Annotated in this window: 18 protein-coding genes; 4 read left to right on the top strand and 14 right to left on the bottom strand. The window is 72.7% G+C overall.

What is annotated here, in order from left to right; all coding sequences use genetic code 11:
- Positions 1–111: 111 nt before the first annotated feature.
- Positions 112–2,682 carry an MMPL family transporter gene (locus AB0I45_RS11895; protein ID WP_345031500.1) on the bottom strand — a complete coding sequence of 857 codons (2,571 nt, stop codon included), beginning with the start codon at positions 2,680–2,682 and terminating at the stop codon, positions 112–114.
- Positions 2,683–2,795: 113 nt separating this feature from the next.
- Here AB0I45_RS11895 and AB0I45_RS11900 point away from each other — a divergent pair, with 113 nt between their 5' ends.
- The 3 genes from AB0I45_RS11900 to ribA all read left to right on the top strand — a co-directional run bounded on the left by AB0I45_RS11900 (position 2,796) and on the right by ribA (position 5,586).
- On the top strand, positions 2,796–3,392 hold the full coding sequence (locus AB0I45_RS11900) for a MarR family transcriptional regulator (RefSeq protein WP_345031497.1): 597 nt from the start codon (positions 2,796–2,798) through the stop codon (positions 3,390–3,392).
- An 83-nt stretch (positions 3,393–3,475) separates the two neighbouring features.
- Positions 3,476–4,183: a CDP-alcohol phosphatidyltransferase family protein gene (locus AB0I45_RS11905; RefSeq protein WP_345031494.1), complete on the top strand. Its 708-nt coding sequence runs from the start codon at positions 3,476–3,478 to the stop codon at positions 4,181–4,183.
- 2 nt (positions 4,184–4,185) lie between these two features.
- Entirely contained in the window at positions 4,186–5,586 is a 1,401-nt protein-coding gene (ribA, locus tag AB0I45_RS11910) for a GTP cyclohydrolase II RibA (RefSeq protein ID WP_345031491.1), read from the top strand.
- Here the strand turns inward: ribA and AB0I45_RS11915 are convergent.
- The 11 genes from AB0I45_RS11915 to AB0I45_RS11965 form a co-directional block, all read right to left on the bottom strand.
- The gene (locus AB0I45_RS11915) at positions 5,525–6,403 is read right to left on the bottom strand and encodes a lysylphosphatidylglycerol synthase domain-containing protein (protein WP_345031488.1); all 879 of its coding nucleotides are present in this window, start codon (positions 6,401–6,403) and stop codon (positions 5,525–5,527) included. The two genes, ribA and AB0I45_RS11915, sit on opposite strands and share 62 nt — an antisense overlap.
- 99 nt (positions 6,404–6,502) lie before the next feature.
- Positions 6,503–7,384, bottom strand: a complete 882-nt coding sequence (locus AB0I45_RS11920; RefSeq protein ID WP_247618537.1) for a hypothetical protein — start codon at positions 7,382–7,384, stop codon at positions 6,503–6,505.
- A 46-nt stretch (positions 7,385–7,430) separates the two neighbouring features.
- Positions 7,431–8,525 (bottom strand): glycosyltransferase family 4 protein, encoded by a 1,095-nt coding sequence (locus tag AB0I45_RS11925; RefSeq protein ID WP_345031484.1) that lies wholly within the window; start codon positions 8,523–8,525, stop codon positions 7,431–7,433.
- Entirely contained in the window at positions 8,522–8,905 is a 384-nt protein-coding gene (locus AB0I45_RS11930) for a 6-carboxytetrahydropterin synthase (RefSeq protein ID WP_247618539.1), read from the bottom strand. The genes AB0I45_RS11925 and AB0I45_RS11930 overlap by 4 nt, the downstream gene beginning before the upstream one ends.
- A gap of 37 nt (positions 8,906–8,942) precedes the next feature.
- Positions 8,943–10,094: a zinc-binding alcohol dehydrogenase gene (locus AB0I45_RS11935; protein WP_345031481.1), complete on the bottom strand. Its 1,152-nt coding sequence runs from the start codon at positions 10,092–10,094 to the stop codon at positions 8,943–8,945.
- A gap of 259 nt (positions 10,095–10,353) precedes the next feature.
- Positions 10,354–11,091, bottom strand: coding sequence for an MOSC domain-containing protein (locus AB0I45_RS11940; RefSeq protein WP_345031478.1), 738 nt, complete (start codon positions 11,089–11,091; stop codon positions 10,354–10,356).
- The gene (locus AB0I45_RS11945; protein ID WP_345031477.1) at positions 11,079–12,359 is read right to left on the bottom strand and encodes a pyridoxal-phosphate dependent enzyme; all 1,281 of its coding nucleotides are present in this window, start codon (positions 12,357–12,359) and stop codon (positions 11,079–11,081) included. Before AB0I45_RS11945 ends, AB0I45_RS11940 begins: the two co-directional genes overlap by 13 nt.
- A gap of 187 nt (positions 12,360–12,546) precedes the next feature.
- Complete coding sequence (locus AB0I45_RS11950; RefSeq protein WP_295690621.1) at positions 12,547–13,413, bottom strand: IclR family transcriptional regulator; 867 nt, start codon at positions 13,411–13,413, stop codon at positions 12,547–12,549.
- Positions 13,414–13,505: 92 nt separating this feature from the next.
- The gene (hutH, locus tag AB0I45_RS11955; RefSeq protein ID WP_345031473.1) at positions 13,506–15,113 is read right to left on the bottom strand and encodes a histidine ammonia-lyase; all 1,608 of its coding nucleotides are present in this window, start codon (positions 15,111–15,113) and stop codon (positions 13,506–13,508) included.
- A complete protein-coding gene (hutI, locus tag AB0I45_RS11960) occupies positions 15,110–16,324 on the bottom strand; it encodes an imidazolonepropionase (RefSeq protein ID WP_345031471.1) in 1,215 nt (404 codons plus the stop codon). Before hutI ends, hutH begins: the two co-directional genes overlap by 4 nt.
- A 275-nt stretch (positions 16,325–16,599) precedes the next feature.
- Complete coding sequence (locus tag AB0I45_RS11965; protein WP_345031469.1) at positions 16,600–20,019, bottom strand: Rib/alpha-like domain-containing protein; 3,420 nt, start codon at positions 20,017–20,019, stop codon at positions 16,600–16,602.
- Positions 20,020–20,248: 229 nt separating this feature from the next.
- Here AB0I45_RS11965 and AB0I45_RS11970 point away from each other — a divergent pair, with 229 nt between their 5' ends.
- Positions 20,249–22,096: a carboxylesterase family protein gene (locus AB0I45_RS11970; protein ID WP_345031467.1), complete on the top strand. Its 1,848-nt coding sequence runs from the start codon at positions 20,249–20,251 to the stop codon at positions 22,094–22,096.
- Positions 22,097–22,348: 252 nt separating this feature from the next.
- Here the strand turns inward: AB0I45_RS11970 and AB0I45_RS11975 are convergent, their stop codons facing one another.
- Together AB0I45_RS11975 and AB0I45_RS11980 are read right to left on the bottom strand one after the other, a co-directional pair.
- Positions 22,349–24,199: a long-chain-fatty-acid--CoA ligase gene (locus AB0I45_RS11975; protein WP_345031465.1), complete on the bottom strand. Its 1,851-nt coding sequence runs from the start codon at positions 24,197–24,199 to the stop codon at positions 22,349–22,351.
- 88 nt (positions 24,200–24,287) lie between these two features.
- Positions 24,288–25,817: an MFS transporter gene (locus AB0I45_RS11980; RefSeq protein ID WP_345031462.1), complete on the bottom strand. Its 1,530-nt coding sequence runs from the start codon at positions 25,815–25,817 to the stop codon at positions 24,288–24,290.
- Positions 25,818–25,938 lie beyond the last annotated feature (121 nt).

The raw sequence follows: 25,938 nt of genomic DNA on the forward strand, positions 1-25,938 counted from the left end.
TGCAACGTCCCGCCGGCGTCGTCTTGTGCTCCGGCCAATCGCGCCCCTGCTTCCCCCCCAACACCACCACTCGAAGGGGTGCGGGCCGGGAGTCGTCCCCGCCCCGTGGAGCTAGTCCCCGCTCGTGAGAAGGTAGGTCTTCTTCCCCTGGCGGTAGCTGCCCGAACCGGAGGAATCCCGGTCCGAGGCGCTCGAGCCACCTGAGCCTGAGCCACCGGAACCCGAGCCCGTCCCGCCCGAGCCGTAACCTCCCGAGCCCGGTGAGCCACCATCCGTGCCGTCGGACTCCCCGCGGATCGCGGCCTCGGCCGCGCCCTTCGGACCGTCGAACCTCCCGAGCTTCGAGGGCCACCAGACCTTCTTGCCGATGTCGTAGGTGAGCGCAGGCACGAGGAGAGTGCGGACGACGAAGGTGTCGAGGAGCACGCCGAACGCGACGATGAACGCGAGCTGGACGAGGAACAGGATCGGGATGACTGCGAGGGCTGCGAAGGTCGCGGCGAGCACCACTCCCGCCGAGGTGATGACGCCGCCGGTGACCGCCAATCCGCGCAGCACACCGGCGTGTGTGCCGTGGACGAGCGACTCCTCCCGCACCCGGGTCATGAGGAAGATGTTGTAGTCGATGCCGAGCGCCACGAGGAACACGAATCCGTAGAGCGGGACGGCGGGGTCTGCGCCCGGGAAGTCGAAGATCCCGTTGAACACGAGCGCGGACACGCCCATCGCCGTGCCGAAGGACAGCACCGTGGTGATGATGAGCAGCACCGGAGCGAGGATCGAGCGCAGCAGCAGCATGAGGATGAACATGATGACGACGAGCACGATCGGGATGATGAGGTTCCGGTCGTGGATCGCGGCGTCGTTCGTATCGATCGACGTCGCGGTCACGCCTCCGACGAGCACCTCGCCCGGCAGCTCGTGGAGCTCGTCGCGCAGCTCGCGCACGGTGTCGGAGGCCGCCGCGGAGTCCGCCGCCTGCGTCAGCGTCGCCTGGAGGAGCACCTGGCCCTCGAGCACGGTCGGCTCGAAGTCCGCCGGGTCCACAGCCGAGGCGCCGGCCCCGCCCGGTGCACCCGCACCTTCGGGAGCGCCCTCCGGAGCACCCGCACCTTCCGGCGCTCCGCCCTGGCCATCGCCAGCACCTTCCGGAGCCCCGGCACCTTCGGGAGCTCCCTCCGGCGCACCGCCCTGGCCGCCGCCGGCACCTTCCGAAGCACCCGCACCGCCGGGAGCACCCGACCCTTCCGGAGCCGCAGCGCCGTCGGCGACACCCGGAGGGGGCCCGGCACCCTGGGGCAGCTCGATCTCTCCGTCCGCATTGAGGGGCACGGTGCCTGCCGGGGAATCGGCGGCGGTCACGCTGACCCCGTCGATGTCCTCGTTGTCGCTGAGGATGCGTGCCGCGTCGGGCATCTCGTCCTCGGGGACGATGACGTAGACCGGCGAACCGGAGCCGCCCGGGAAGTGCTCGCCGAGCGCGTTCTGCCCGTTGCGCGCCTCCGACTCCCCGAGGACGAGGTCGGACTGCGGCACGCCGTCGGCCTTGAGCTGCGGGACGAAGGCCGCGCCGATCGCGAGCACGATCGTCGTCGCGATCCAGATGGCGCGCGGCCGCTTGGCCACGGTGCGGGCAGCGTGCGCCCAGATTCCCTTCCGCGGCATCCCGTGCTCGGCCTCGACCGCGGAGGGGTCGTAGTGGGGCCGCTTGGGCCAGAACGCCGCGCGACCGCAGGCGTAGAGCATCGCGGGCAGGAAGGTCAGCGCGGACAGCATCGCGAACACGATGCCGATCGCGGCGACCGGGCCGAGTGTGCTGTTGGATTTGAGATCGCTCAGCAGCAGGCACAGGAGGCCGGCGATGACGGTGCTCCCCGAGGCGAGGATCGGCTCGATCGACCCGCGGATCGCCGTCCACGTCGCCGCCCACGTGCTCCGCTCCGCGCGCAGCGCCTCGCGGAATCGCGCGACGTAGAGCAGCGAGTAGTCCGTGGCCGCGCCGATGACGAGGATGAAGAGGATGCCCTGCGTCTGTCCGCTGAGCAGGATGACGTCGTAGTACGCGAGCCACCACACGGTGAGGAGCGCGACGCAGAGCGCGAACATCGACGTCGAGAGCACGATGATCGGCAGCAGGAGCGACCGGTAGACGATGACGAGGATGACGAACACCGCGATGAGCGCCACCGCGAGCAGCAGGCCGTCGATCCCGGCGAAGCCGGCGGAGAGATCTGCGGTGAATCCGGCCGGCCCGGTGACGTAGACGGTGATGCCGTCGCCCACCTCGGCGCGGAGTTCATCCCCGAGCTCGGGGATCACCTCGCCGACGTCCGCGCTCTCGTCGATCGGCACGAAGGCCTGGGCGGCGAGCCCGTCGTCGGAGGGGATCGCCGGAGACACATCGTCGGCCACCCCGGTGACGGAGGTCGCACCGTCGACGGCGTCCTGGATCGACTCGAGCTGGGAGTCGGAGAGCTCGGAGTCCCCGACGAACACGACGACCGCGGGGATCGCGTCGCTGCCGGTGAACTCGCTCAGCCGCTCCTGCACCTGGGTGGCGTCCGAGGATTCGGGGAGGAAGGTCGTCTGGTCGTTCGACGACACCTCCTCGACCTTGCCGAAGTACGGCCCGCCGAGGCCAGCACCGGCCACCCACAGGACGATGAGGACGGCAGGGAGCATGATGCGCAGCCAACGAGGCACGCGAGTCGCCATGTGGGGAGACCTTCCGGATAATTTACCTAGCCTGGCAAACAATAAACCTAGCATGAGATCAACGGGGATATCATGACGGGATGACCGCGCCGGATCGCCCCGCTGCCGCCTCGCTCGCCGAGGCCGGATCAGCGCGTCCGGAGACGCGTTCGGCGCACGTCTACGACATCGCCTCGAACGACCCGGACAGCCGGCTCGTCGACCGCAGTCGCGTGTCCGAGGACGACCTCGCCCAGATCAGCGCGGTGATGCAGGCCATGGGGAACCTGCGTGATGCGGAGAACCGGCTCATGGAGGCCTCGCTCGACTACATGAAGCTTGGCCGCAACGACATGCGCGCCCTCCACTTCCTCATCGTGTGCGAGAACCGCGACACCGTCGCCACCCCGGGAGCCATCGCCGCGCACCTCCACGTGTCGAGCGCCTCGACGACGAAGCTCCTCGACCGCCTCGAACGGGCCGGGCACATCACCCGCTCCCCGCATCCGAGCGACCGCCGTGCGCTCGCCATCCGCATCGCCCCGGAGACCCGGCACACCGCGGTGGAGACCGTGGGCCGGCAGCAGGCCCGCCGGTTCGACGCCGCCGCCCGCCTCACCCCCGAGCAGCGCGCGGTCGTCATCGAGTTCCTCACCTCCATGGCCGCCGAGCTCGAGGGCGGCGACGACGCGTGGTGAGCGGCTCTGCCCGTGCCGGGCGATTCCCGGTCGGTCACGCGCAGCCCCCGGTCGGCGCTGCCCGGACCCGGACCCGCACGCGCATGCTCCCGCTCGGCATTCTCACCCTCGCGCTCGTCACCGCGGCCGTCCTCCGTCCCACCCCGCTCGTGGTCGGGCTCGCGGTGCTCCTCGCCGCGATCGGTGCCGGATGCAGCCTCGCCCGCAGCGAGCCGTGGGGCCGGGCCGACGACATCACCACCGTCCGCCTCGGCCTCCTCCTCGTCTTCACCGCCCTGATCGTGGGCGGCACCGGATTCGGGTGGGCGGCGGTCACGATCGCCGCGCTCGGGCTCGTCCTCGATGCGGTCGACGGGAAGGTGGCCCGGAACGCCCGCTCGAGCGATCCCGGCTGCACCGACGCCGGTGCCGCCTACGACGAGTCCGTCGACGCCCTCGTCGTCCTCGTCCTGGCACTCGGCCTCGTCCCGCTGTGGGGCTGGTGGTGCGCGCTCCCCGGTCTCCTGTTCTACGGGTTCCGCGGGGTCACCCTGCTCCGCCCGGCGTGGCGGCGACCGCTCCCACCGTCTCGCGCCCGCAAGGTCGTCGCCGCGTCCCAGGGTGTCCTCCTGCTCGCGGCCGGCTCCCCACCCGCGCTCGCGTTCCCGATCCTCGGCGTGCTGTGCGCGGGGGCGGCGCTGACGGCTCTCGGCTGGTCGTTCGGCCGGGACATCATGTGGCTCGAGCGGCACGGCGCAGAAAGCCCAGGCACCTTGTCGGCACCCGAGCCGCGAGACCCCCGTAGACTGTGATCATGTCCTCACTGCCCCTGCCCGACGACGGGCCGAACGCGAGCCCGAGCGCGACGCGGAACGACCTGCCCGCGCTCGTCCTCGAAGCGGAGACATCCCTGCCCACCGCCCACGGTGTGTTCACCACCCGCGCCTACACGAGTGAGGGCGTCACGCACGTGGCGATGTACCGCGGCGACCCGGGTACCGTCGAGGCGCCGCTCGTCCGCCTCCACAGCGAGTGCCTGACCGGCGACGCGCTCGGCTCGCACCGCTGCGACTGCGGCGACCAGCTCGAGGCCGCTCTCCAGGCGATCGCCGCCGCCGGCACCGGGATCCTCCTCTACCTGCGCGGCCACGAGGGCCGCGGCATCGGGCTCGCCGCGAAACTCCGCGCCTATGCGCTCCAGGACGACGGGCTCGACACCGTCGACGCCAACCGCGCGCTCGGCCTGCCCGATGACGCCCGCGACTACCGGGCGGCGGCTGCGATCCTCCACGAGCTCGGATGCCCGCGGATCCGGCTCCTGTCCTCGAACCCGACCAAGGCCGAGGCGCTCGCCCGGCTCGGCGTCGAGGTGCCGGAGCGCCTGGCTCTCCAGGTGCCCGACCGGCCGGAGAACGTCCGCTATCTGCAGACCAAGCGCAGCCGCATGCGCCACGACTCCCTGTCCGGGCAGCCGGTGGGCGACGACGCGGAGAACCTGCCGGTCTACGCCACGCTCGCCGCGCACAGCGAGGTCGTCGCGCAGCTCGCGCAGAGCGCCGACGGGTTCATCGCCGCACGCGGCGGGGACGCGGAGTTCGTGTCCGGCGAGGCCGACCGCGCCCACCTCCACCGGCTGCGGGCGGCCGTCGACGCCGTCGTCGTCGGGGCCGGCACCGTCGTCGCCGACGACCCGCAGCTCACCGTCCGCGCTGTCGCCGGGACGAACCCGCTGCGGGTGCTCCTCGACCCGCACGCGCGCATCCCCGCCGGGAGCGCCGTGCTCCGCTCCCCCGACGCCCCGACCCTGTGGCTCGTCGGCCCCGACGTCGAGGTGCCCGCCGGGATCGGAGATCACGTCGAGGTCGCGCGCCTCCCGCACTCCGCGGACGGCGAGCCCGTCGACCCGGCGGCGGTGATCGCGCTCGTCCGGAAGCGGGTGGCCGGTTCGATCCTCGTCGAAGGCGGGGGCCGCACCGTCTCGGACTTCCTCGCCGCCGGGGTCCTCGACCGGATCTTCCTCACCTCCGCCCCGGTGCTGATCGGCGACGGGGTGCCCGGGATCCGGTTCCACGGTTCGCCCGTCATGGCCCAGGCGATGCGCACCCCGTTCCGCCGCTACACCTTCGGCGAGGACGTGTGCACCGAGTTCGTCCTCAGCGATGCGGCGCAGGCACACTCGGCCGAACGGCCGGCGCGCCCGTCCGACGGCGCCTGAGGGCTGCGGGCAGGAGGGCCACCGCGCCCGGGAGGGTGGAGGTCGTCGCGAGCAGCCCGAAGGCGGTCGCCGCGGTGACCGCCCACTCAGCCGTCACCGCGAGCTCGCCGGCGAGGACGCCGACGCTGATCTCCCGCACTCCCCAACCGCCGACTCCCAGCGGCACGCTCATCGAGGCGAGCCCCACCGCTGCCGCGCTCGGCGCCACCGGTCCGCCGAGCACCGCCATCCCGATGAGATAGAGGCCCAGCAGCGCGCCGACGCCCACCGCGGCCGCACCCCACACGAGCACCGCGGTGCGTGCGGCCATCCCGCGCATGCAGGCGAGCGCGGCGGCCAGCGCGAGGACCGCGACCGCTCCGGCGATCACCGCCAACCGAGCTGAGATGCCGGCGAGGATCACGGCGGAGAGGGAGAGGAGCAGGGTCGTCGAGGTCAGCCGCTCCGCTCCGAGCGCGGCCGCCGGCGACCACCAGCGCCGGTCGCCGGCACCGCGGTAGACCGCCACCCGCGCCGCGTCACCGGCGATGCCGCCGGGCAGCACCATGTTCCCCAGGCTCGAGGACCAGCAGTCCGCCACGGCCCGCGCATACCGCATGGGGATGCCCTTCTCCCGGGCGAGCAGCGTCCAGCGCAGTGCCTGTGCGAGCGTGACGAGGAGCCCGCAGCCGAGCGCCGCGGCGATGGTCGTCGGGGTGAGGACGTCCCAGCCGGCGAGGAGCGCCTCGGTGCCGACGAGCCGCGCGGTGAGCACGAGGAGAACTGCGGTGACGGCGAGCATGAGCACCCGCCGCAGCCAGGAAGTCCTGCTGGGCACACGGGATCCGTTGAGCGCCTCGGGTTCACTGCGCACCCCGGGTCCGGCGGGAACCTCGGACCCGCTGGGCACCTCGGGGTCGCTGCGCACACCGGCTTCTCAGCCGCGGGCGTCGACGAGGACGTCGAGGTGCTCGACGGCGACGCGGAGATCCGTCCCGGCCTGCTCGAGCCTGTCGGCGAGCCAGGCCGCGGCGATCGGGCGCAGCTCCGGATCCTCTTCGATGACCGCGTCGATGCGTTCGGAGAGGAAACGGGTGAGGAACTCGCGATCGCGCGGTCCCTGCAGGTCCCAGGGGCTGTCGCCCGTCATCACGCGGGCTCCGGCGCGGCGCGCGGCGGCTGCGAGCACGGCCCCGCCGGCATCGCCGAGCCGGCCCTCGCGCGCCTGGTGCTCGGAGAAGGCGTGCTCGATGAGCGCGTCGCGCCGGTCCGGCGGATCGAGGGGCCAGTGCTCGGTGATGCTCAGCAGGAACAGCCCGAGGCCGGAGAACCGGGTGAGCGTGTCGACGACCGCCTCGACATCGGCCGGGGCGAGGACGTCGAGCACCGCGCTGCAGGTGATGAGCAGGCGGGCGGGGGCCGGCGGACCCGGCGCGTGCTCAGCGGCGGCGCCGTCGGACTCATGGGCGGCGGTGGCCCCGGGCAGGTGCTCGGCGGCGATGGCGGGCAGTTCGGTGATCGGGGCGGTCGCCGTGGTCGCGTCGGGCATCGAGCGGGAGGCGACCCGGAGCGATGCGGCGTCCGCGTCGAGGAGGATCCAGCGCAGCTCCCGCCCGGGCAGCCGGGGGCGCAGGGCGCGGTCGAACCAGCGGGCGGAGTTCCCGGTGCCGGCGCCGATGTCGATGACGGTGAGCGGCTCCGCCTCCGCGGTGCCGGCGAGCGCCTCGACGGCCTGGTCGAGGAGGGCGAGCGAGTGCTCGCGGGCGGCGTCGTCGAAGGGGGCTCGCAGGTCGAGCCAGTCGTGGTCGGCGGCGGTCATCGGCGTCCTTCGCTCGGGGTCATGGTGGTGGGTGAGGGCGACGTGCTCATCGCAGGCCCTGCACCAGGTCGAGGAGCTCAGCGGCGGCATCGTCCCAGGTCGGCAGGCCTGCGCGGCGCTGCAGCGCCTCCTGGCGGAGGGCCGCACGGTGGGCGGGGTCGGTGAGCCAGTCGCGCAGCGCGTCGGCCCAGGCGGCCGGTTCGGGAGGGAGCGCGCGGCCGGCGGCGAGTGCCTCCTCGGAGCCAGTGCCGGCGGTGACGAACGCGGGGATCCCGGCAGCGGCCGCCTCGCTCACGACCATCCCGAAGGCCTCGCGGCGCGAGGGCAGGAGGAGCAGGTCGGACGCATGGTAGAGGTCCGCGAGGGCGGGCTCGTCGAGCTCGCCGGGCAGCTCGACGCTGCCGGCAGGCAGTGCGGCGAGGGCGGCGCGCAGTCGGGCGCCGTAGGCGGGGTCGGTGATAGGCCCGGCGAAGGTCGCGTGCCAGGCGGTGGTGCCGGACGCGGCGAGGGCGGCAAGTGCCTCGGCGAGGAGGAGCTGGTTCTTGTTCTCCTCGATCGAGGCGACGCAGATGAGATCTCCGCCGTCGCCTCCGGCGGAGACCGGCCGAGGTGCGGCGCCCGGCGGGATCGCGTGCGCCCGCACCCCGTAGAGCTCGGCCAGCTCACGGGCGGCGAAGCGGCTCGTCGTGACCACGGCCGCGGCGGATTCGAGCGCGGCGCGCTCGCGGTCGCGTGCCGTGGGGACGTGGCTGGGGTCGCCACTGGGGTCGGTGCCGGGGCCGGCGGCGGTGGAGTCGGCCGTGGGGCCGGCGGTGGGGGCGATGCCGGGGCCAGCGGTGGAGTCGGACGTGGGACCCGCGGTGGGGGCGGCCCTGCCGAGCGGGGCGTGGACGAGCTGCACGATCGGGCCGGAGAGCGGCGTCGGCAGGCTGCAGCCGATGAGGCCGTCGAGGATCACCGGCCCGTCGAGCCCGCGGACGATCCCGGCGAGCACGGCGGTGTCCCCCGGGGTGGGCTCGGGCCAGGCGCCGGGCACGGTGTGCCGGAGGATCTGCGGCGCGGCCGCCTCGGCGATGGCCGCGTTGTAGCGCAGGCCGCCGCTCACGCGGCCGAGCGCAGGTTCGAGGAGGTGAACGGTCACGTGCGGCCGGGCACGGTGTAGGACACGCTCGCCCGGGGGTTCTCGACGATGCTCACGGTGATGCCGATGTCGGGCTGCTCGGCCAGCCCCGCGGCCAGCCGGTCGCCGATGTAGCGGGCGACGACCTCGGTGGTGGAGAGGCGGCCGGCGAAGTCGGGATGGGTGTCGAGGTTCGCGTAGCGCAGCGGGGCGAGCGCCTCGTCGAGGAGCTGTGAGGCATACCCGATGTCGAGGACGACGGAGTGGGCGTCGAGCTCGGCGCGGGTGAAAGTCGCGTCCACGGTGAGGGTCGCCCCGTGGACGCCCTGGGCGGGGCCGAAGAACTCGTCGGGCAGGCTGTGGGCGATCATCACGTGGTCGTTCACGGTGAGGCTGAACATCCGGTGTCCTCTCTGCGGGGTTCAGTGGGTGCGGGGGTCAGTGGGTCCGGATCAGTGGCGGTCGCGGGCTCCCGGGTCGGTGCCGGGCTGCGGGGCAGTGTCGGCCTCCGGGGGGGGTGCCGGGGTGCGGGGCGGTGCCGGACTCCGTCGGCGCCTCCGGCTCCGGGGCGGTGTGGTCGATGACGTGACAGAGGGTCGCGGCGGCGAGCGCGGTGTCCCCGCTGATCTCCTCCATCACCTGCGGCAGCGCGTGCCACGGCGAGGTGCCGGTGAGGAGTGCGTCGAACCGCTCGTCGGCCAGGGCGGCGAGCGCGGCGCGCATCCGCTCCACCCGGGTGCGGCGCAGCCGGCGGCCGGCGGCGACCTGCCCGACCTGGCTCGCGACGATCGACAGCCGGCGGGCATGGAAGTCCGCGCCGAGCGGCACGGCCGGGCTGCGGGTGCCGTACCACGAGGCCTCGACCACCGTGCCGTCGTCGCCGGTGAGCGCGAGCGCCCGGGCGAGTCCCGCCTCGGAGCCGGAGGTGTGGATGACGATGTCGCAGTCGCCGCTCGCCTCGTCGGAGTGGACGGCGGTGAGGCCGAGCCCGGTGAGCAGGCGGCGACGCTCGGGGTTGGTCTCGACGACCTCGAGCCGGGCGAGCGGCATCTGCGCGGCGAGCAGCGCGGTGGCGGCGCCGATCATCCCGGCGCCGACGACCGCGACCCGGTCCGCGAGGCGCGGCGGCTCCTGCCACAGGATGTTGATGCCGGTCTCCGCCGCTCCGGCGAGCAGCGCACGCCGGTCGCTCACGCCGTCGGGGATCCGGTGGACGTCCTCGGCGGTGACGAGATGGTGGCTGTGGTGGGGCAGCAGTCCGAACACGCGCGCGCCGAGCCACTCCGCGGGACCCTCGTCGACGACTCCGACGGCGAGGTAGCCGTAGGACACGGGGAACGGGAAGTCGCCGAGCTGGTGCGGAGCACGCATGAGCGCGGCGACTGCGTCCGGAACGGAGCCGGTGTGGACGAGGGTCTCCGTGCCCTTCGAGATCGCCGAGGCGGTGGTCCGCACCCGCAGCCAGGCGGCGGAAGCATCGGTGGAGGCGGGGTCGGCGGCAGCAGTGCCGGCGGGGTCGGGCACGTGGGGTTCGGGCACCTCGCGCCATGCGCCGCGATGCGCGGCCTCCGTCCAATACTGCCGAGCCATGCCCCCACTCTACGCGGCAGGGCGTCTTGCACCCTGCCGGGCGGCAACGCGCACGCGGATCGCGGATACGAGTGTTTCTGCAGGACACGATCGAATCCCACCTCCAGTGCCCACGCACGAGCGATGTTCAGTTGTCATCTCGAGAAACACTTGCATCTGGGGCAGGGCGGTGGAGACGGCCGCCGTCGGGCGGCAGGGACGGCCCCGGAGTGGGCGGGGGGTCAGTCGCCGAGACGGGCGGCCCGGAGTGGGCGGGGGGTCAGTCGCCGAGGCGGGTGGAGTCGTCCTCGGCCGTGCCGGTGTGCAGCCGCCGGGTGAGCTGGGTGCGCCACTTCTCCGGGAGCTCGCGCGAGGCGAGGAGACCTTCGATGCCCTTCCGGTCGGTCCGGTCGACGTTCATCACACGGTTGACCTCGGCGACGGACACCGAATCCGGCAGCCGCTCCTCCAGCACCATCGCATCCCCGGGACCCACCGCACCGGGTTCGAGGACCCGCAGGTAGTAGCCGCAGCGGCCGGTGGACTGCATGAGGCGCGGCAGCTCGCGATCGCCCCAGCGTGCGGACACCGTGGTGCAGGGCCGGCGCGGCTGGGTGACCTGGACGCGCGCGGTGCCGAGGGCGAAGACATCGCCGAGGTGCACCGCATCCTCCGGCAGACCGGACACCGTGAGGTTCTCGAAGAAGCCGTCCTCCCCGATCGCGATCCCATCGGCGGCCCAGCGCGGGTAGTGCTCCGCGGGGTAGCAGCACACGGCTTTGTCGGGACCGCCGTGGACCTTCGTGTTGCCCTGCGCGTCGCCTCTCAGGCCGAGCGCTCCGAGCACCACGGGACCCGGGTGCGGGGTCTTGCGGGCACCGGTGGAGATCTCGCGGCCCGACCAGTGCTGGACGGTGACGGCCCCGGTGCGCACCCGCTCCACGGTGCCGGTCAGCTGCGGGCTGACGCCGGGTTGAGGGCCGCCGGCCGGCTGTGGGTCACCGGTCAGTGGCGGCACGGCACCGCTCCTCCCATCCCTGCCGGGAGCGGATTCGCGCGGCGGCTCTCGGTGCTCAGCAGCAGCACGGTGGCATCGGCGGGCAGCGGATGCTCGGCAGCCCAGGCGCGCACCCCGGCCAGGGTCGAGGCGCCGCAGGGCCCGGAGTCGACGCCGTGCGCCTCGAGGTCGCGGACGGCCTGAGCAGCCTGGGCGTCGTCGACGGTGACCGCGGCGTCGACCCCGGCGCGGAGCACCGGCCAGGCCGCGGCGGACGGGGTGCCGCAGTTGAGGCCGGCCATGATCGTCGCCCCGGTCGGCACGGCGGTGAGCTCACCGGCCGCGAGCGAGGCGATGAGGCCCGGCGCGGCGGTCGGCTCCACGCTGAGCACGCTCGGCACAGGCGCCTCCTCCGCTCGAGTGGTCACTTCGCTGCGGTTCTCCGCGGGATTCCGAAGGGAACTGACCTCTCGACGGGTGTCGGCAGCGGTCCCGCCTGAGAGCAGCCCACCGTCGGCGGTCCGGCAGCGGCGGACGACGGCCTCGGCGAAGGAGCCCACGCCCACCGGCATCGCCACGAGGTCGACCCGTTCGATCCCCTGTTCGGCGAGCTGCTGCTCGGCCTCGACCAGGAGCGTCGAATAGCCGTCGACGATCCACTGGGGGATCTCCTCGTAGCCCTCCCACGAGGTGTCCTGGATGAGCAGCCGCTCCTCACCGGCGGCCTCCCCGGCGTCGGTGTACTCGGCCGCGGCGGCGACGATCGCGTCATAGGGGGCGCTGAGCTCGTCGACGTCCGCACCCTCCTCTCGGATCCCGGCCTTCGCCTCGGCGGTGATGTCGGCCGGGAGGAAGATATGCGCGGGCAGCCCGAGCAGCCGGGCGGTGTGGGCGACGGCGCGGCCGTGGTTGCCGTCGGTGGCGGCGACGAGCTCGATGGGCGCCCGCTCGGCGAGCCGGGTGCGGAGCTCGTCCATCGGCAGAGCGGCCTCGGGTGAGCCGAGGTGGGCGGACAGCGCACGGCAGGCGGCGTAGGAGGCGCCGAGGATCTTGAACGCGGGCAGTCCGAAGCGGGCGGACTCCTCCTTGACGAGCACGCGCGCGATGCCGAGCTCGGTGGCGAGCGCGGGCACCTCGATCAGCCGGGTGGGGGCGTAGCCGGGGATCGAGCGGTGGAAGTCGATGACCTCCGGCGCGTGCTCGGTGCGCCAGGATCGGGCCTCCGGGTTCGCGTGGATCGTGGGTGCCGCGGCGGCGGATGCGGCGGGGGCGTTGGGGGGGTCTGTCACCGGGAGCTCCTCCTCGTCAGGGTCCCGCCACCCTATCGAAGACGAGGCGCGGGCTCAGGTCGGTCTCAGGGCCGCGGCGGCCGAGTTCTCACCGCACGGCCCGCCGGCTTTTCAGCGCCGCCCGCCGGCCTCAGCGCAGCTTGGCGAACTGAGCGCAGCCCGTCGGCTTCAGCGCAGCTTGGCGGCCTCAGCGCAACTTGGCAGTGAGCCGGCCGGCTGCGTGGACGACGTGCGGGGCGATGTCGCCGGCGATGTCGATCTCCGCGACCGAGGCGCCCCGGCCGTCGGTGCGCGCGCCACCGGACCCGGCCGGGCCGTCCGCTCCCCCGGTGCGCCGCGGTTCTCCGGTGTCTCCCGCTCCTCCGGTATCCCCCGGCCTTCCGGGTTCCTCCGCGCGCACCGACAGACCGACGGCGGCGATCGGCCGGTCGAGGACGTCGAACACCGGGGCGGCGACGGTGGTGATCTCCGTGCTGATCTCGCCGCGCTCCACCGCGTATCCGAGCTCCCGGGTGCGGCGCAGGAGCTCGTTGAGCTGCCGCAGCGAGGTGGGCCCGCGCCCGGTGCGGTTGACGAACGCGTCCTCGCCGCTGAGGAGGGCGAGGACCTCGCGTCCGGACAGCGCGGACATGATCGCCCGGCCGGTGGCGGTGAGGTAGGCGGGCATGCGCACCCCGGTCGCGGTGATGACCGCCGCGGAGCGCACCGCCTGCTCCTTGACGAGGTACACCGTCTCCCAGCCCCGGAGCACCGCGAGCTGGGCTGTCGCGCCGGTCTGCTCCGCGAGCTCGCGGACGATCGGCTGCGCCATCCGCTGCAGCGGGTTGGTCCGCATGTAGGCGCTGCCGAGCTCGGACACTCCGGCGCCGAGCAGGTAGCCGGTGGAGGACTTCGTGACGAGGCCGAGCTCCTCGAGCACGGCGAGCAGCTCGTAGACGCTCGAGCGCGGCAGTTCGAGGGCGCGCACGAGCGCCCCGGCGCTCACCGGCCGGTTGGACCCGGCCAGGTGGCGGAGGATCGCGACGGATCGTCGCAGGGCCGGCACCTCGGGCATGGGGCTCCTCGTCTCGTCGTCGGTGCGGCCCGCCGATCATCCCACCGGCAGGCCGGACCGGTCACCGGCCCCCGTCGGCCGGGCGGCTCGGTTCAGTCCGTCGGGACGGTCCGGCCGTCGAGCACCGTCCCGTCGATGTCCACCAGCGTATGCGTGAGCGAGGTCGCGGTCTCCGCGGCCGCGACGGCGCGCCCGTCGGCCACCCGCTCGATCGCCTCGGCGAGCTCCGGGGACAGGAAGCGGTCCGGTCCGGGGCCGGGCACCTCGTGGCGCAGCTCGGCGAGGAGGGCGCCGGTGACCGGGCCGGGCGCCTCGGCGCGGAGGTCGATCGCGCGGGCGGCGGTGTAGTACTCGATGCCGAGCACTCGGGCGAGGTTGACCACCGAGGTGCGGAGCTTGCGGGCGGCCGTCCACCCCATCGACACGTGGTCCTCCTGCATCGCCGAGGACGGGATCGAGTCGACGGAGGCCGGGGTCGCCTGCCGCTTCATCTCGCTGACGATCGCCGCCTGCGTGTAGTGGGCGATCATCAGCCCGGAGTCCACCCCGGCGTCCCCGGCGAGGAACGGCGGCAGGCCCTGGTTGCGGGCGACGTCCATGAACCGGTCGGTGCGGCGCTCGGCGATCGATGCGACGTCGGCGGCGACGATCGCGAGGAAGTCGAGCGCGTGGGCGAGCGGAGCGCCGTGGAAGTTGCCGTTGGAGGACACGGCGCCGTCGGGCAGCACCACGGGGTTGTCGATCGCGGCGCGGAGCTCGCGGGCGGCGGTCTGCGCGGCGAAGGCTGCGGTGTCGCGGGCGGCCCCGGTGACCTGCGGGGAGCAGCGCAGCGAGTACGCGTCCTGCACGAGGTGGGTGGAGTCCTTGTGGCCGGCGACGATCCCGGAGTCCGCGAGCGCGGTGAGCATGTTCGCCGCGCTCGCCGCCTGCCCCTCGTGCGGGCGCAGCGGGGTGTGGAGGTCGGGCATGAACACCCGGTCGGTGCCGTACTGGGCCTCGACGCTCATCGCGGCGGTGAGGTCGGCGGCGGTGAGGAGGTTCTCGAGGTCGAACAGCGCGAGGATGAGCATCCCGAGCATGCCGTCGGTGCCGTTGACGAGGGCGAGGCCCTCCTTCTCCGCGAGCACGACGGGGGTGATGCCGGCGGCGGCGAGCGCCTCGGCGGCGGTGGTCCGGCGCTCCGTGCCGTCGGCGTCCCGCACCGTCACCGGGCCCTCGCCCATCGCGGCGAGTGCACACGCCGACAGCGGCGCGAGGTCGCCCGAGCAGCCGAGCGAGCCGTACTCGTGGACGACGGGGGTGATGCCGGCGTTGAGGATCGCGACGTAGGTGTCGAGCACCTCGGTGCGCACCCCGGTGCGCCCGGTGGCGAGCGTGCGGGCGCGCAGGAGCATGAGCGCTCGGACGACCTCGCGCTCCACCGGGTCGCCCACGCCTGCCGCGTGGGAGCGGATGAGGGATTTCTGGAGCTGGGTGCGCAGGGCGGCGGGGATGTGGCGCTGGGCGAGCGCGCCGAATCCGGTGGACACCCCGTAGACGGGGCGCGGGGCGTCGGCGAGCGCCTCGATCGCGCGGCGGGACTCCGCGACGGCCGCGCGCACCTGCTCGGGCACGCGGACCGGCGCGTCATGGCGGGCGACGGCGACGACCTGCGCGAAGGTCAGGCCGTCCGGGTCGAGGTCGACGGGATTCTGCGTCATCGGGTGGCCCTTTCAACTGAGTTCTTCACCGGGGAGCCGGCGATCCGCTCACCGGCGCGGTGCACCTCGGCGATGAGCTGCACGCCGGGCCGGTAGGCGAGGTGGCGGTAGGACGGGGCGTCGAGGATGCTCAGGTCGGCCCGGGACCCGGGGGTGAGGCGGCCGACGTCGGTGCGTTCGAGGGCGGCCGCACCTCCGGCGGTGGCGGCCCAGACGGCCTGCTCGACGGTGAAGTGCATGTCGCGCACGGCGAGTGCGATGCAGAACGGGATGCTGCTCGTGAAGCACGAGCCGGGGTTGCAGTCGCTCGCGATCGCGAGCGTGACCCCGGCGGCGAGGTACCGGCGGGCGTCCGGGTAGGGCTGGCGGGTGGAGAACTCGACGCCGGGCAGCAGGGTGACGACGGTGCCCGCGGCGGCCAGCGCCGCGAGGTCCTCGTCCGAGGCGAAGGTCGCGTGGTCGGCCGAGGCGCACCGATGGGCGGCGGCGAGCTGCAGCGCCCCGCCGGCGGTGAGCTGGTTGGCGTGGAGCCGCGGGTGCATCCCGTGGGCGACGCCGGCGTCGAGGATGCGTGCGGTCTGCTCCTCGGTGAAGGCGCCCTCCTCGCAGAACACGTCGATCCACTTCGCGAGGCCGGCCGCGGCGGGGATGATCTCCTCGATCACGAGGTCGACGTAGCCGTCGGGGTCGTCGGCGAACTCGGGCGGGACGACGTGGGCGGCGAGCAGGGTCGCCTCGTCGGTGTGGCGGCGGATGATCTCGAGGCCGCGGATCTCGTCGGCGGTGGTGAGGCCGTAGCCGGTCTTGATCTCGAAGGTCGTGGTGCCGGAGCGCTCGGCCTGCTCCACGAGGTGGACGAGGTTGGCCTCGAGCTCGGCCTCGGAGGCGGCGCGGGTGGCGGCGACGGTGGTGCGGATGCCGCCGGCGGAGTAGGACTCGCCGGCCATCCGGGCGGCGAACTCCGCGGAGCGGTCGCCGGCGAACACGAGGTGGTTGTGGCTGTCGACGAAGCCGGGGATCACGGCGCCGCGGGCCTCCACGGTCTCCTGCGCCCGGGCGCGCACCTCGGCGGGGAGCTCGGATTCGGGGCCGACCCAGGCGACGGTGCCGTCCTCGACGAGCAGGGCCGCGTCTTCGATGACGCCGAGGAGGTCGGGCGCCTCGGGATCGTTCGTCACGAGTTCCGGGATCGCGGTGATGAGCAGGGTCACGGGCGCCTCCTGTCGGGTCGACGGGTGCGGATCCTCCTCGACCCGCACACCTCAGTGTCGCGCACCCGCGTGCGGACGACAGCGCCCCCGCAGAACGGAATGTCCGAGATCTCGGACTTCGTCCGGCGGAGGCGGGAGGGATCCGGGCGCTGGGTGCCCGGCGCGCGGTTCACAGGGTCCACCGGGCCCGGCGGCCGCAACGGACCGCGCCCGCGCCGACGTGGTGTCGGCGCGGGCGCGGTGTCGGGTCCGCCGGGTTTCCGGCGAGCCGGGTGTCAGCTGCGGCGGCGGGCGCGCAGGATCAGGCCCGCGCCGAGTCCGAGCAGGAGCACCGCGGCGGCGATCGTCGCAGCGACGTCGACTCCGGTGCGCGGCAGCGGACTGTCGTCCCGGTCACCCTGGTCCCGGTCACCCGGGTCCTGGTTCGGCGCGTCGTCGCCGTCGTCACCGGGCTTGGGGCCGGGCTCGTCCGAGGGGCCGTCGCCCGGGTTCGAGTCGTCGGAGCCGTTGTCGTCGTCACCGGGTCCGGTGCCGTTGTCGCCGGGTTCGGTGACCGTGACGGTGACCTCGATGGTCTCGGAGGAGCCGTCCGGGTAGGTCACGACGACCGGGAAGGTGTGTTCGCCGGGCTCCACGTCGGTGCCCGGGGACACGGTCAGCGTGCCGTCCTCGTTCACCGTGACCCAGTCCGGCGTGTCGTCGCCGGGGGCGAACTCGGTGCCCTCGGGCAGCGGTGAGCCGTCCGGGTTGGTCGGGGTCGGGATGGTGATCGTCTCACCCTGCTCGACCTCACCGTTCTCGTAGACCGGATCGTTCGGGTTGTTCACGGTGACAGTGACGTCGACCGTCTCCTCGGAGCCGTCCGGGTAGGTCACCACGACCGGGAAGGTGTGGTCACCCGGGGTCACCGACTCATCCGGGGACACCGTGATCGTGCCGTCCTCGTTCACCGTGACCCAGTCCGGCGTGTCGTCGCCGGGGGCGAACTCGGTGCCCTCGGGCAGCGGTGAGCCGTCCGGGTTCTCCGGGGTCGGGATGGTGATCGTCTCACCCTGGTCGACCTCGCCGTCCTCGTAGATCGGAGTGTTCGGGTTGTTGACGACCACGGTGACCTGGATCGTCTCGGAGGTTCCGTCCGGGTAGGTCACCACGACGGGGAAGGTGTGCCCGCCCGGGGTCACATCGGCGCCCGGGGACACAGTCAGCGTGCCGTCCTCATTCACCGTCACCCAGTCCGGCGTGTCGTCACCCGGGGCGTACTCAGAGCCTCCGGGCAGCGCGGATCCGTCCGGGTTGGTCGGGGTCGGGATGGTGATCGTCTCGCCCTGATCGACGATGCCGGTCTCGTAGGCCGGATCGTTCGGGTTGTTGACGACCACGGTGACCTGGATCGTCTCCTCCGAGCCGTCCGGGTAGGTCACGACGATCGGGAAGGTGTGCCCGCCCGGGGTCACATCGGCACCCGGGGACACGGTCAACGTGCCGTCCTCATTCACCGTCACCCAGTCCGGCGTGTCGTCACCCGGGGCGAACTCGGAGCCCTCGGGCAGCGCGGATCCGTCCGGGTTGGTCGGGGCCGGGATCGTGATCGTCTCGCCCTGATCGACGATGCCGGTCTCGAAAGCCGGATCGTTCGGGTTGTTGACGACCACCGTGACGTCGATCGTCTCGGAGGTTCCGTCCGGGTAGGTCACAACCACCGGGAAGGTGTGCCCGCCCGGGGTCACATTCGCGCCCGGGGACACGGTCAGCGTGCCGTCCTCGTTCACCGTCACCCAGTCCGGCACGTCCTCGCCGGGGGCGAACTCGGTGCCCTCGGGCAGCGCGGAGCCGTCCGGGTTCTCCGGGGTCGGGATGGTGATCGTCTCACCCTGATCGACGATGCCGGTCTCGTAGGCCGGATCGTTCGGGTTGTTGACGACCACCGTGACCTGGATCGTCTCCTCCGAGCCGTCCGGGTAGGTCACAACCACCGGGAAGGTGTGCCCGCCCGGGGTCACCTCCGTGCCCGGGGACACGGTCAGCGTGCCGTCCTCATTCACCGTCACCCAGTCCGGCACGTCGTCACCCGGAGCGAACTCCGAGCCCTCCGGCAGTGACGAGCCGTCCGGGTTCGTCGGCGCGGGGACGGTGACCGTCTCACCCTGATCGACCGTCTCGGTCTCGTAGGCCGGATCGTTCGGGTTCTCCACGGTGACCTTCGCCTCGACGTTCTCGGTCGAGCCGTCGGGGCGGGTGACGACGACGGGCACGGTGTACTCGCCCTCGGGGACGTCGTATCCGGGATTGACAGTGATGGTGCCGTCCTCGTTCACGGTCGCCCAGTCCGGGCCGCCCTCACCGGGGGCGAACTCCGTGCCCTCGGGCAGCGGCTCACCGCTCTGGTCGACGGGTACGGGGACGGTCTTCTCCTCGCCCTGCTGGACGGTGGTGTCCTCGTAGGTCGGCATCGGGAGCACGGTGATGGTGACCTCGACGGTCTTCGTGGTGCCGTCGCCGTAGGTCATCTCGACGGGGAAGGTGTAGTCGCCGGGGGCCGCGTCGCCGGGGACCTCGGCGGTGAGCACTCCGGTCTCGGCGTCGATCGCGATCTCGCCCCAGCCTTCGGGCGGGGTCGCGACGGCGGTGGTCGCATCCGGCTGAGTGCCCTGCGGGATGGCGTCCCCGGTGTTCTCGACGGTCACCGAGTCGCCCGGGCGCACGGTCTGCTTGTCCCACTGGGGCAGCGGCGCCTCGCACTGGAGGGTGGAGAAGTCCGCAGTCGCGGCCGACCACGAGTAGAGCTGGCCGCCCTCGGCGAAGTCATCTGCGAGGACCTCGCCGCGGAAGGTGACGGTGGCCCACGACTCGGCCGGCACCTCGTCGGCTTCGATGACGGCGTAGGTGAGGCCGTCCGCATCGGTCTCGTAGGTGATGGTGAAGTTGCTGGAGGGAGCCTGCGTGTAGCCCGGCGCCCACCAGCCGTTCCAGTTGCCCATGGTGGTGATGCGCGTGTCGACCTTCGCGTGCTTGTCCATCCGGAGGACGAGTCGGAAGTTCTCGATCGGCTCCTTGGTCGCCAGGCGCAGGCGGGAGTGCTGCATGATGTTGTTCGGCGAGGAGACGCCGATCTTGTTGCCCCAGCCGTCCATGGCGAGGGTGAGGTAACCGGCATCGGCGCTGGTGACCTGCACGCGACCGGAGGTGGTGAGGCTGTCCTCCGAATCGGCATCCGTGGCGGGGCGGGTGAGCATGTAGCCGTTGTCGAAGTGCGGACGCTGATCGTAGAAGTTGCGCGTGACCAGCGGAGTCGTCTGCGCGAAATTGCGGTAAACATCGGCGTAGACGCCGTCGGCCCGCATGGGGAAGCCCTGGGACTGGCCCATCATCGTCACGGCGCAGGACTGCTGGTTCGACTGGGTCTGGATGTTGAGGCTCTGGTTGATGTCGTCGGTGGGCCAGATGTCCATGTTCCCGGGGCGCGGGACTCCGGCGTCGGCGCCGGCATAGAGCTTGTCGACCATATCGTTGCCGGCCGCACGGTACTCCGGCACACCGATCTGGGTCTGCCCGTCGGCGCTGACGGCGGCGGACGCGGGGGCCATGAGGATGGTGGGCACGGCGCCGGGGGCCAGCGCGACCGCCAGTGCGAGTGAGATGCCGGCGGCTCCGCGACGGAGCGAGCGGCGAGGACGACGGTTGGACATGGAGGACATCGGAGTCCCTTCCTCTGGTGCGCGAAACGACCCGGGGCGCTCACCGCGCGTGGACGCGGAGGACGGTTGGGGGAAGACTGCTGATTCCCCGGATATACACAAGGAGTGTACATGCACACTACTCATCGGCTCCTACCGATTGCCAGTTCTGATCATTATGGTCTGAACTGTTATGGATCGATGTGATCCCGGTCTCAGCCGCGAATGTTTCTCCTGGTAGCGTGCGAGCATGATCGAACCCGCCGATGCGTCCCGCACCTCTGCACCGCTCGTCACACCGCCTGCGGGCCCCGTCCGCGGCCGCGCCGCATCAGGGTGCTCGCAGTTCCTCGGCATCCCCTACGCGCTTCCGCCGGTCGGGGACCTGCGGTTCGCCGCGCCGCAGTCCGTGCCCCGGTGGGACGGGGTGCTCGACACCTCGGAGTTCGGCCCGCCGCCGCCGCGCTTCAGCACACTGGGGCCCGCCGCGGTCGCACCGCACCGGGACGGTGAGGACTGGCTGACCCTGAACATCTGGACGCCGGAGCTGCCGGGAGCGGAGTCGGCGGCAGAGGCGACCCCGGATGCAGAGGTGGCGGGCGCGGTCGCCTCGGAGGCCAGGGCGGAGGGCACCGCGTCAGGCAGAGCGGGTGCTTCGGCGACGGAAGCCGCGGGTGCCTCGGTGTCGAGAGCGGCGGGCGCCTCGGTGTCGAGAGCGGCGGGTGCCTCGGCGACGGGAGCCGCGGGCGCCAATGCGGGTCCCGGCCTGCCGGTGCTCGTGTGGATCCACGGCGGCGCCTATGTCGACGGCTCCTCCGCCCACCCCGCCTACGAGGGCTCGCGTCTCGCCCGGGCCGGCGCGGTCGTCGTCACCCTCAACTACCGGCTGGGGATCGAGGGGTTCGCGCACTTCCCCGACGCCCCGGCGAACCGCGGCCTGCTCGACCAGGTCGCGGCACTCGAATGGGTGCGGGAGAACATCGCGGCGTTCGGCGGGGATCCGGCGCGCGTCACGGTGTTCGGCGAGTCCGCGGGCGCCGGGTCGATCCACATGCTCCTCACCATGCCCGCCGCGCGCGGCCTGTTCGCCCGCGCGGTGCTCCAGAGCCCGCCGGCCATGGTCCTCGACACCGGCCTCGCCACCGAGGTGACCGCGGAGTTCGCCGGGTTCGCCGGGGTGGAGCCGACGGCTGCCGGATTCGCCGCGCTATCACCGGCGGAGTGCACCGACCTCATGGCTCGGTTCGTGCGGAGGCAGACCCGCCACGCCGCACGCTGGGGGCTCGCGGTGACCTTCGCACCGCCGCTGTGCCCGGTCGTCGACGGTGAGGTGGTGCCCACGGATCCGTGGGAGGCGCTGCGCGCCGGCGCGGCCGCCGGGATCGAGGTTCTCATCGGGCAGACCGCCGAGGAGTTCCGATTCTTCACCGCGGGCTCCGCCCCCGCGTCCGAGGCGCGCGCCGCCCAGCGGGTCGCGCTCGTCGGACCGGCGGGTCGGGGCGAGGAATACACCGCGCTGCTGGGCGGGGCAGGAGCGGAATCCGGCGCAGGTGCGGGTGTCGGTGCGGGTCCGGGGGCGGGTTCAGGTGCGGGTGCGGGTGAGGGTGCGGCTGCCGAACCGCCTGCGGACGCGAGCGCCGAACCGGGCGTGCCTGCGGCGGAGGGCCCGTCCCCGGACACCCTGTTCGAGGCGGTGCAGACCGACCGCATGTTCACCGTGCCGACCCTCGATACCGCCCAGGCCCATACGGACTCCGGCGGTCGGACCTTCGTCTACGTGTTCGCCGCACGGCCCGACGGCGGGATCGGAGCGGCGCACGCCGCGGACATCGCGCCGCTGTTCGGGAACTTCGACGGCAGCTTCGCCGCCGTCACCCATCCGCGTCCGCACGACGGCGACCGGCACCTCGGCGCGGAGATGCGGCAGGCGTGGGTGCGCTTCGCCGCGAGCGGCGACCCGGGCTGGCCGGCCTGGGACGACTCCCACCCGGTGCGGGTCTTCGACTACACCTCGCGCACGGACACGCATCCCTTCATCGACCGCTGGCGCCTGTTCGCCGACGACCCGGCACGCCCCCTCGGGCTCCGCGAGGCCTGAACAGCGGCGCACCGGGTGCCGGTTGACGACTCGGCACCCGGCACCCGGCACCCGGCGCCCGGCACCCCCGGCGCCCGACTGCGCGGTATCCCGAACCGAGCGCGCAATTGTGCGTCGCTCTTCGGATACCGCGCAGTATGCGACCGCACCCGGCAGCCGCAGTGCACCACACACCGGTCACACCTTGCGAATATTCGCGGATCCGCTCTCAGGAACCTTCAGAAATTGCACTTCGGACGGGGACGACTGGCCTCAGCCCTGGATGCGGCTGGCGTGGCCGGCCCAGGCGGCCTCGCGGAGCTCGAACTTCTGGATCTTGCCGGTCGAGGACTTCGCGAGCGCGTCGACGAACTCGACCTCCCGCGGCGTCTTGTACCGTGCGAGCAGAGAGCGCACGTGGTCGAGCAGCTCCTCGGCCCCGAGCTCCTCACCCGCACGCAGCACGACGTATGCCTTGGGCCGCTCGCCCCACTTCTCGTCGGGCACCCCGATGACCGCGGCCTCGAGCACGGACTCGTGCGCGACGATCGCCTGCTCGACCTCGACGGTGGAGATGTTCTCCCCGCCGGACACGATGATGTCCTTCGCCCGGTCGCGCAGCTCGATGTACCCGTCCGGGTGCATGACCCCGAGGTCCCCGGAGTGGAACCAGCCGCCGGCGAACGCCTTCGCGGTCGCCTCCGGGTTGCGGAAGTAGCCCTTCATGACGTTGTTGCCGCGCATGACGATCTCACCGATCGTCCGCCCGTCGGCCGGCACGTCGGTGAGCTCGTCCCCGCCGCCCACGGCGACCACGCGGATCGGGTCGGTGTGGAGCATCCCCACGCCCTGCCGCGACTGCACGCGCGCCCGGGACCGCCGATCGTAGCCGTCCCACTCGTCCTGCCATTCGCACACGGTGTGCGGGCCGTAGGTCTCGGTCAGGCCGTACACGTGGACGATCCGGAAGCCGAGCTCCTCGAGCTGCCAGATGATCGTCGGGCTCGGGGGCGCGCCGGCCACCGTGGCGACGATCGTGCGGTCGAGCGGGTGCGCCTCGGGGGCGTTGACGAGCGTCGTCATCACCGTCGGCGCCCCGTTGAGGTGGGTGACGCCCTCGCGGTCGATGAGCCCCCAGATCACCTCGGCGCGGACCTCGCGCAGGCACACCTGGGTGCCGCCGGCGGCCGCCACCGCCCAGCCCGTGCACCAGCCGTTGCAGTGGAACATCGGCAGCGTCCACAGGTAGACGCTCGCGTGGTCGTGGCGGGAGTGGATGATCTCGCTCATCGCGTTGAGGTAGGCACCGCGGTGGGTGTACATCACACCCTTGGGCTGGCCCGTGGTGCCGGAGGTGTAGTTGATCGACAGCGTCGCGTTCTCGTCGGCTACCGTCCACGGCAGGTCCGCGGTGTGTGCGTCCGCCCCGGCGAGGAACTCGGCCAGGGAGGTGGTCGCCGGGTGGGCGAGCGCCTCGGCCGCGTCATCCGTGCCCGAGGTGCCCGCCGGCCCGGCATCCGTGCCCGAGGTGCGGGCCGCGTCATCCGCCGCCTCGCCTGCCGTGTCCTCCTCGCTCGCATCTGCGGCGGTTCCGGCGGCGAGCAGCGGGTCCTCGGCGACGACGATCCGCTCGACGGTGTCGAGGGCGTCGGCCACCGGGGCGACCGTCGGCCAGAGCTCGGCGTCGACGACGAGGAGTCGCGCCTGGCTGTGGTCGCAGATGTAGCGGACCTCCTCGGCGGCGAGCCGGGTGTTGATCGACACGAGCACGGCACCGGCCAGCGGCACCGCGAACTGCGCGATGAGCATCTCCGGCAGATTCGGCACGAGGTAGGCGACGCGGTCACTGGGTTCGACCCCGGCGGCGCGCAGGGCGTGCGCCCGCTGCTCGACGGCCGCGGCGAACTCCGCGTAGGTCAGCGATTCCGACCCGTAGACGAGTGCGCGCTTGTGCGGGAAGACGTCGGCGGAGCGGCGCAGGAAGGACAGCGGGGTGAGCTCGGTGTTCCACACCTGGCCCGCGGATTCGACCCGGGCGCTCCTCCCGGTCGCGTCCCCCGGTTCGGCCACGGACACGTCCGCGGTTTCCACCGGGTTCACATCCAACTGCTCGGCTGCTGCCACGCGTTCTGCTCCTTCCACACGTTCTGCGCTGTCCCCAGTCTTCGGCGCGGTCTCTCCCATCGTCTTTCCCATCCCGTGGACCCTCGGCTCAGCGGACGATCGTCAGGTCGATGGCCCGGCGCTCGGGCAGGCGGGTGACCGCCCACAGGGCGAGCGCGGCGGCGAACAGGATGAACGCGTTGGCCGCCCACGGCACGCCCTGGGACACGGCGAGCTGGTTGACGTAGGGCGTGGTGCCGCCGAACACCGCGGTGGCGAGCGAGTAGGCCAGGCCGATGCTCGCGGTGCGCGCGTGGGTGGGGAAGGTCTCGGCCATGACGCAGGCGAGCAGGCTGGCACCGGCGGACAGCACGAACAGGCCGATCGAGGTCGCGACGAACAGGGTCCACGGGCGGTCGTCGATGAAGGCCATGAGCGGGAACTGCGTGACGATGACGCCGATCGCGAAGATCAGCAGCACCGGGCGGCGGCCCACCCGGTCGGACACCGCACCCCAGAACGGGAGGGCGGCCAGGCCGACGACGAGTGCGGCGACGAGCGACCAGTAGGCGCCGGACGGGTCCATGCCCTCCTGGCTGATCGCGTAGGTCGAGACGTAGGAGGTCCACGTGTAGTTGCTCGCCGCGACGCCGGAGACGAGGAAGAAGATCAGCACGATCGACAGCGGCCGGCTGAGCGGGGCGAGGGTCTTCTCCGTGAAGGACTCGACGCCGAGGCCGCGGTGGAGCGAGCCGGTCCCGGAGCCGGTGCCGGAGTCGGTCGCGGGAGCGGCCGTCGCCGAGGTGCCCTGGGGCGAGGCGCCCTCGCGCGGGGTGCCCTGGGGCGAGGCGCCCTCGCGCGGGGTGGCGGCGGGCGCCTCGGCGGCGGTGCGGGCGGCGGCCGGGTCCTCGATGACGGGAGTGGCCTCGTCGGCCTGGAACACCTGCGACTCGACCATGCCGACGCGCAGCCACAGGGCGACGACCGCGAGCACTGCGCCGAGCAGGAACGGGATGCGCCAGCCCCAGGACTGGACGTCGGGCTCGGAGAGGGTGCCGGTGATGATGCCGCCGATGACGAACGCGATGATCGCGCCGCCGAAGATCGTCATGAACACCGTCGAGCCCCAGAGCCCGCGGCGGTGGGCCGGGGCGATCTCCGCGATGTAGGAGTTCGCGGTCGCGGACTCGCCTCCGTGGGCGAAGCCCTGGACCACGCGGGCGAGCAGCAGGAGCGCGGAGGCGAGGATGCCGATCGATTCGAAGGTCGGGAGCAGGCCGATCATCACCGAGCCGCCGGCCATCATGAGCATGGTGGTGACGAGGACGAAGCGGCGGCCGCGCTTGTCGGCGATCCTCCCGAACACGACGCCGCCGAGCGGCCGGAACAGGAAGCCGATCGCGAACACGCCGAAGGTCGAGAGCAGTGCGGAGACCTGGTTCTGCGGGTTGAACAGGGCGCCGGCGATGAACGGGGCGAACACCGCGTACGCACTCCACTCGTACCACTCGAGGAGCTGGCCGGTGACGGACGCGAGCATCGAGCGCCGCTGCTTCTTGATGTCGATGGCAGGCGTGGCAGGGGCGCGGCCGGGGCCGCTCGACGCACCGGTGGCGGTGACTCGGGAATCTGCTGTCATGGGCAGACCATCACACGGGCTGACGGCGATGCCGTGGCTCCGGGACGTCCAGCGTCATAAACCGGTCATCCGGCGTCACATTCGGTCGCAGGGCGTCACGGAGCGGAGTCACACGGAGCGG

It is taken from the genome of Brevibacterium sp. NPDC049920 (assembly GCF_040656435.1).
Classification (GTDB): domain Bacteria; phylum Actinomycetota; class Actinomycetes; order Actinomycetales; family Brevibacteriaceae; genus Brevibacterium; species Brevibacterium pityocampae.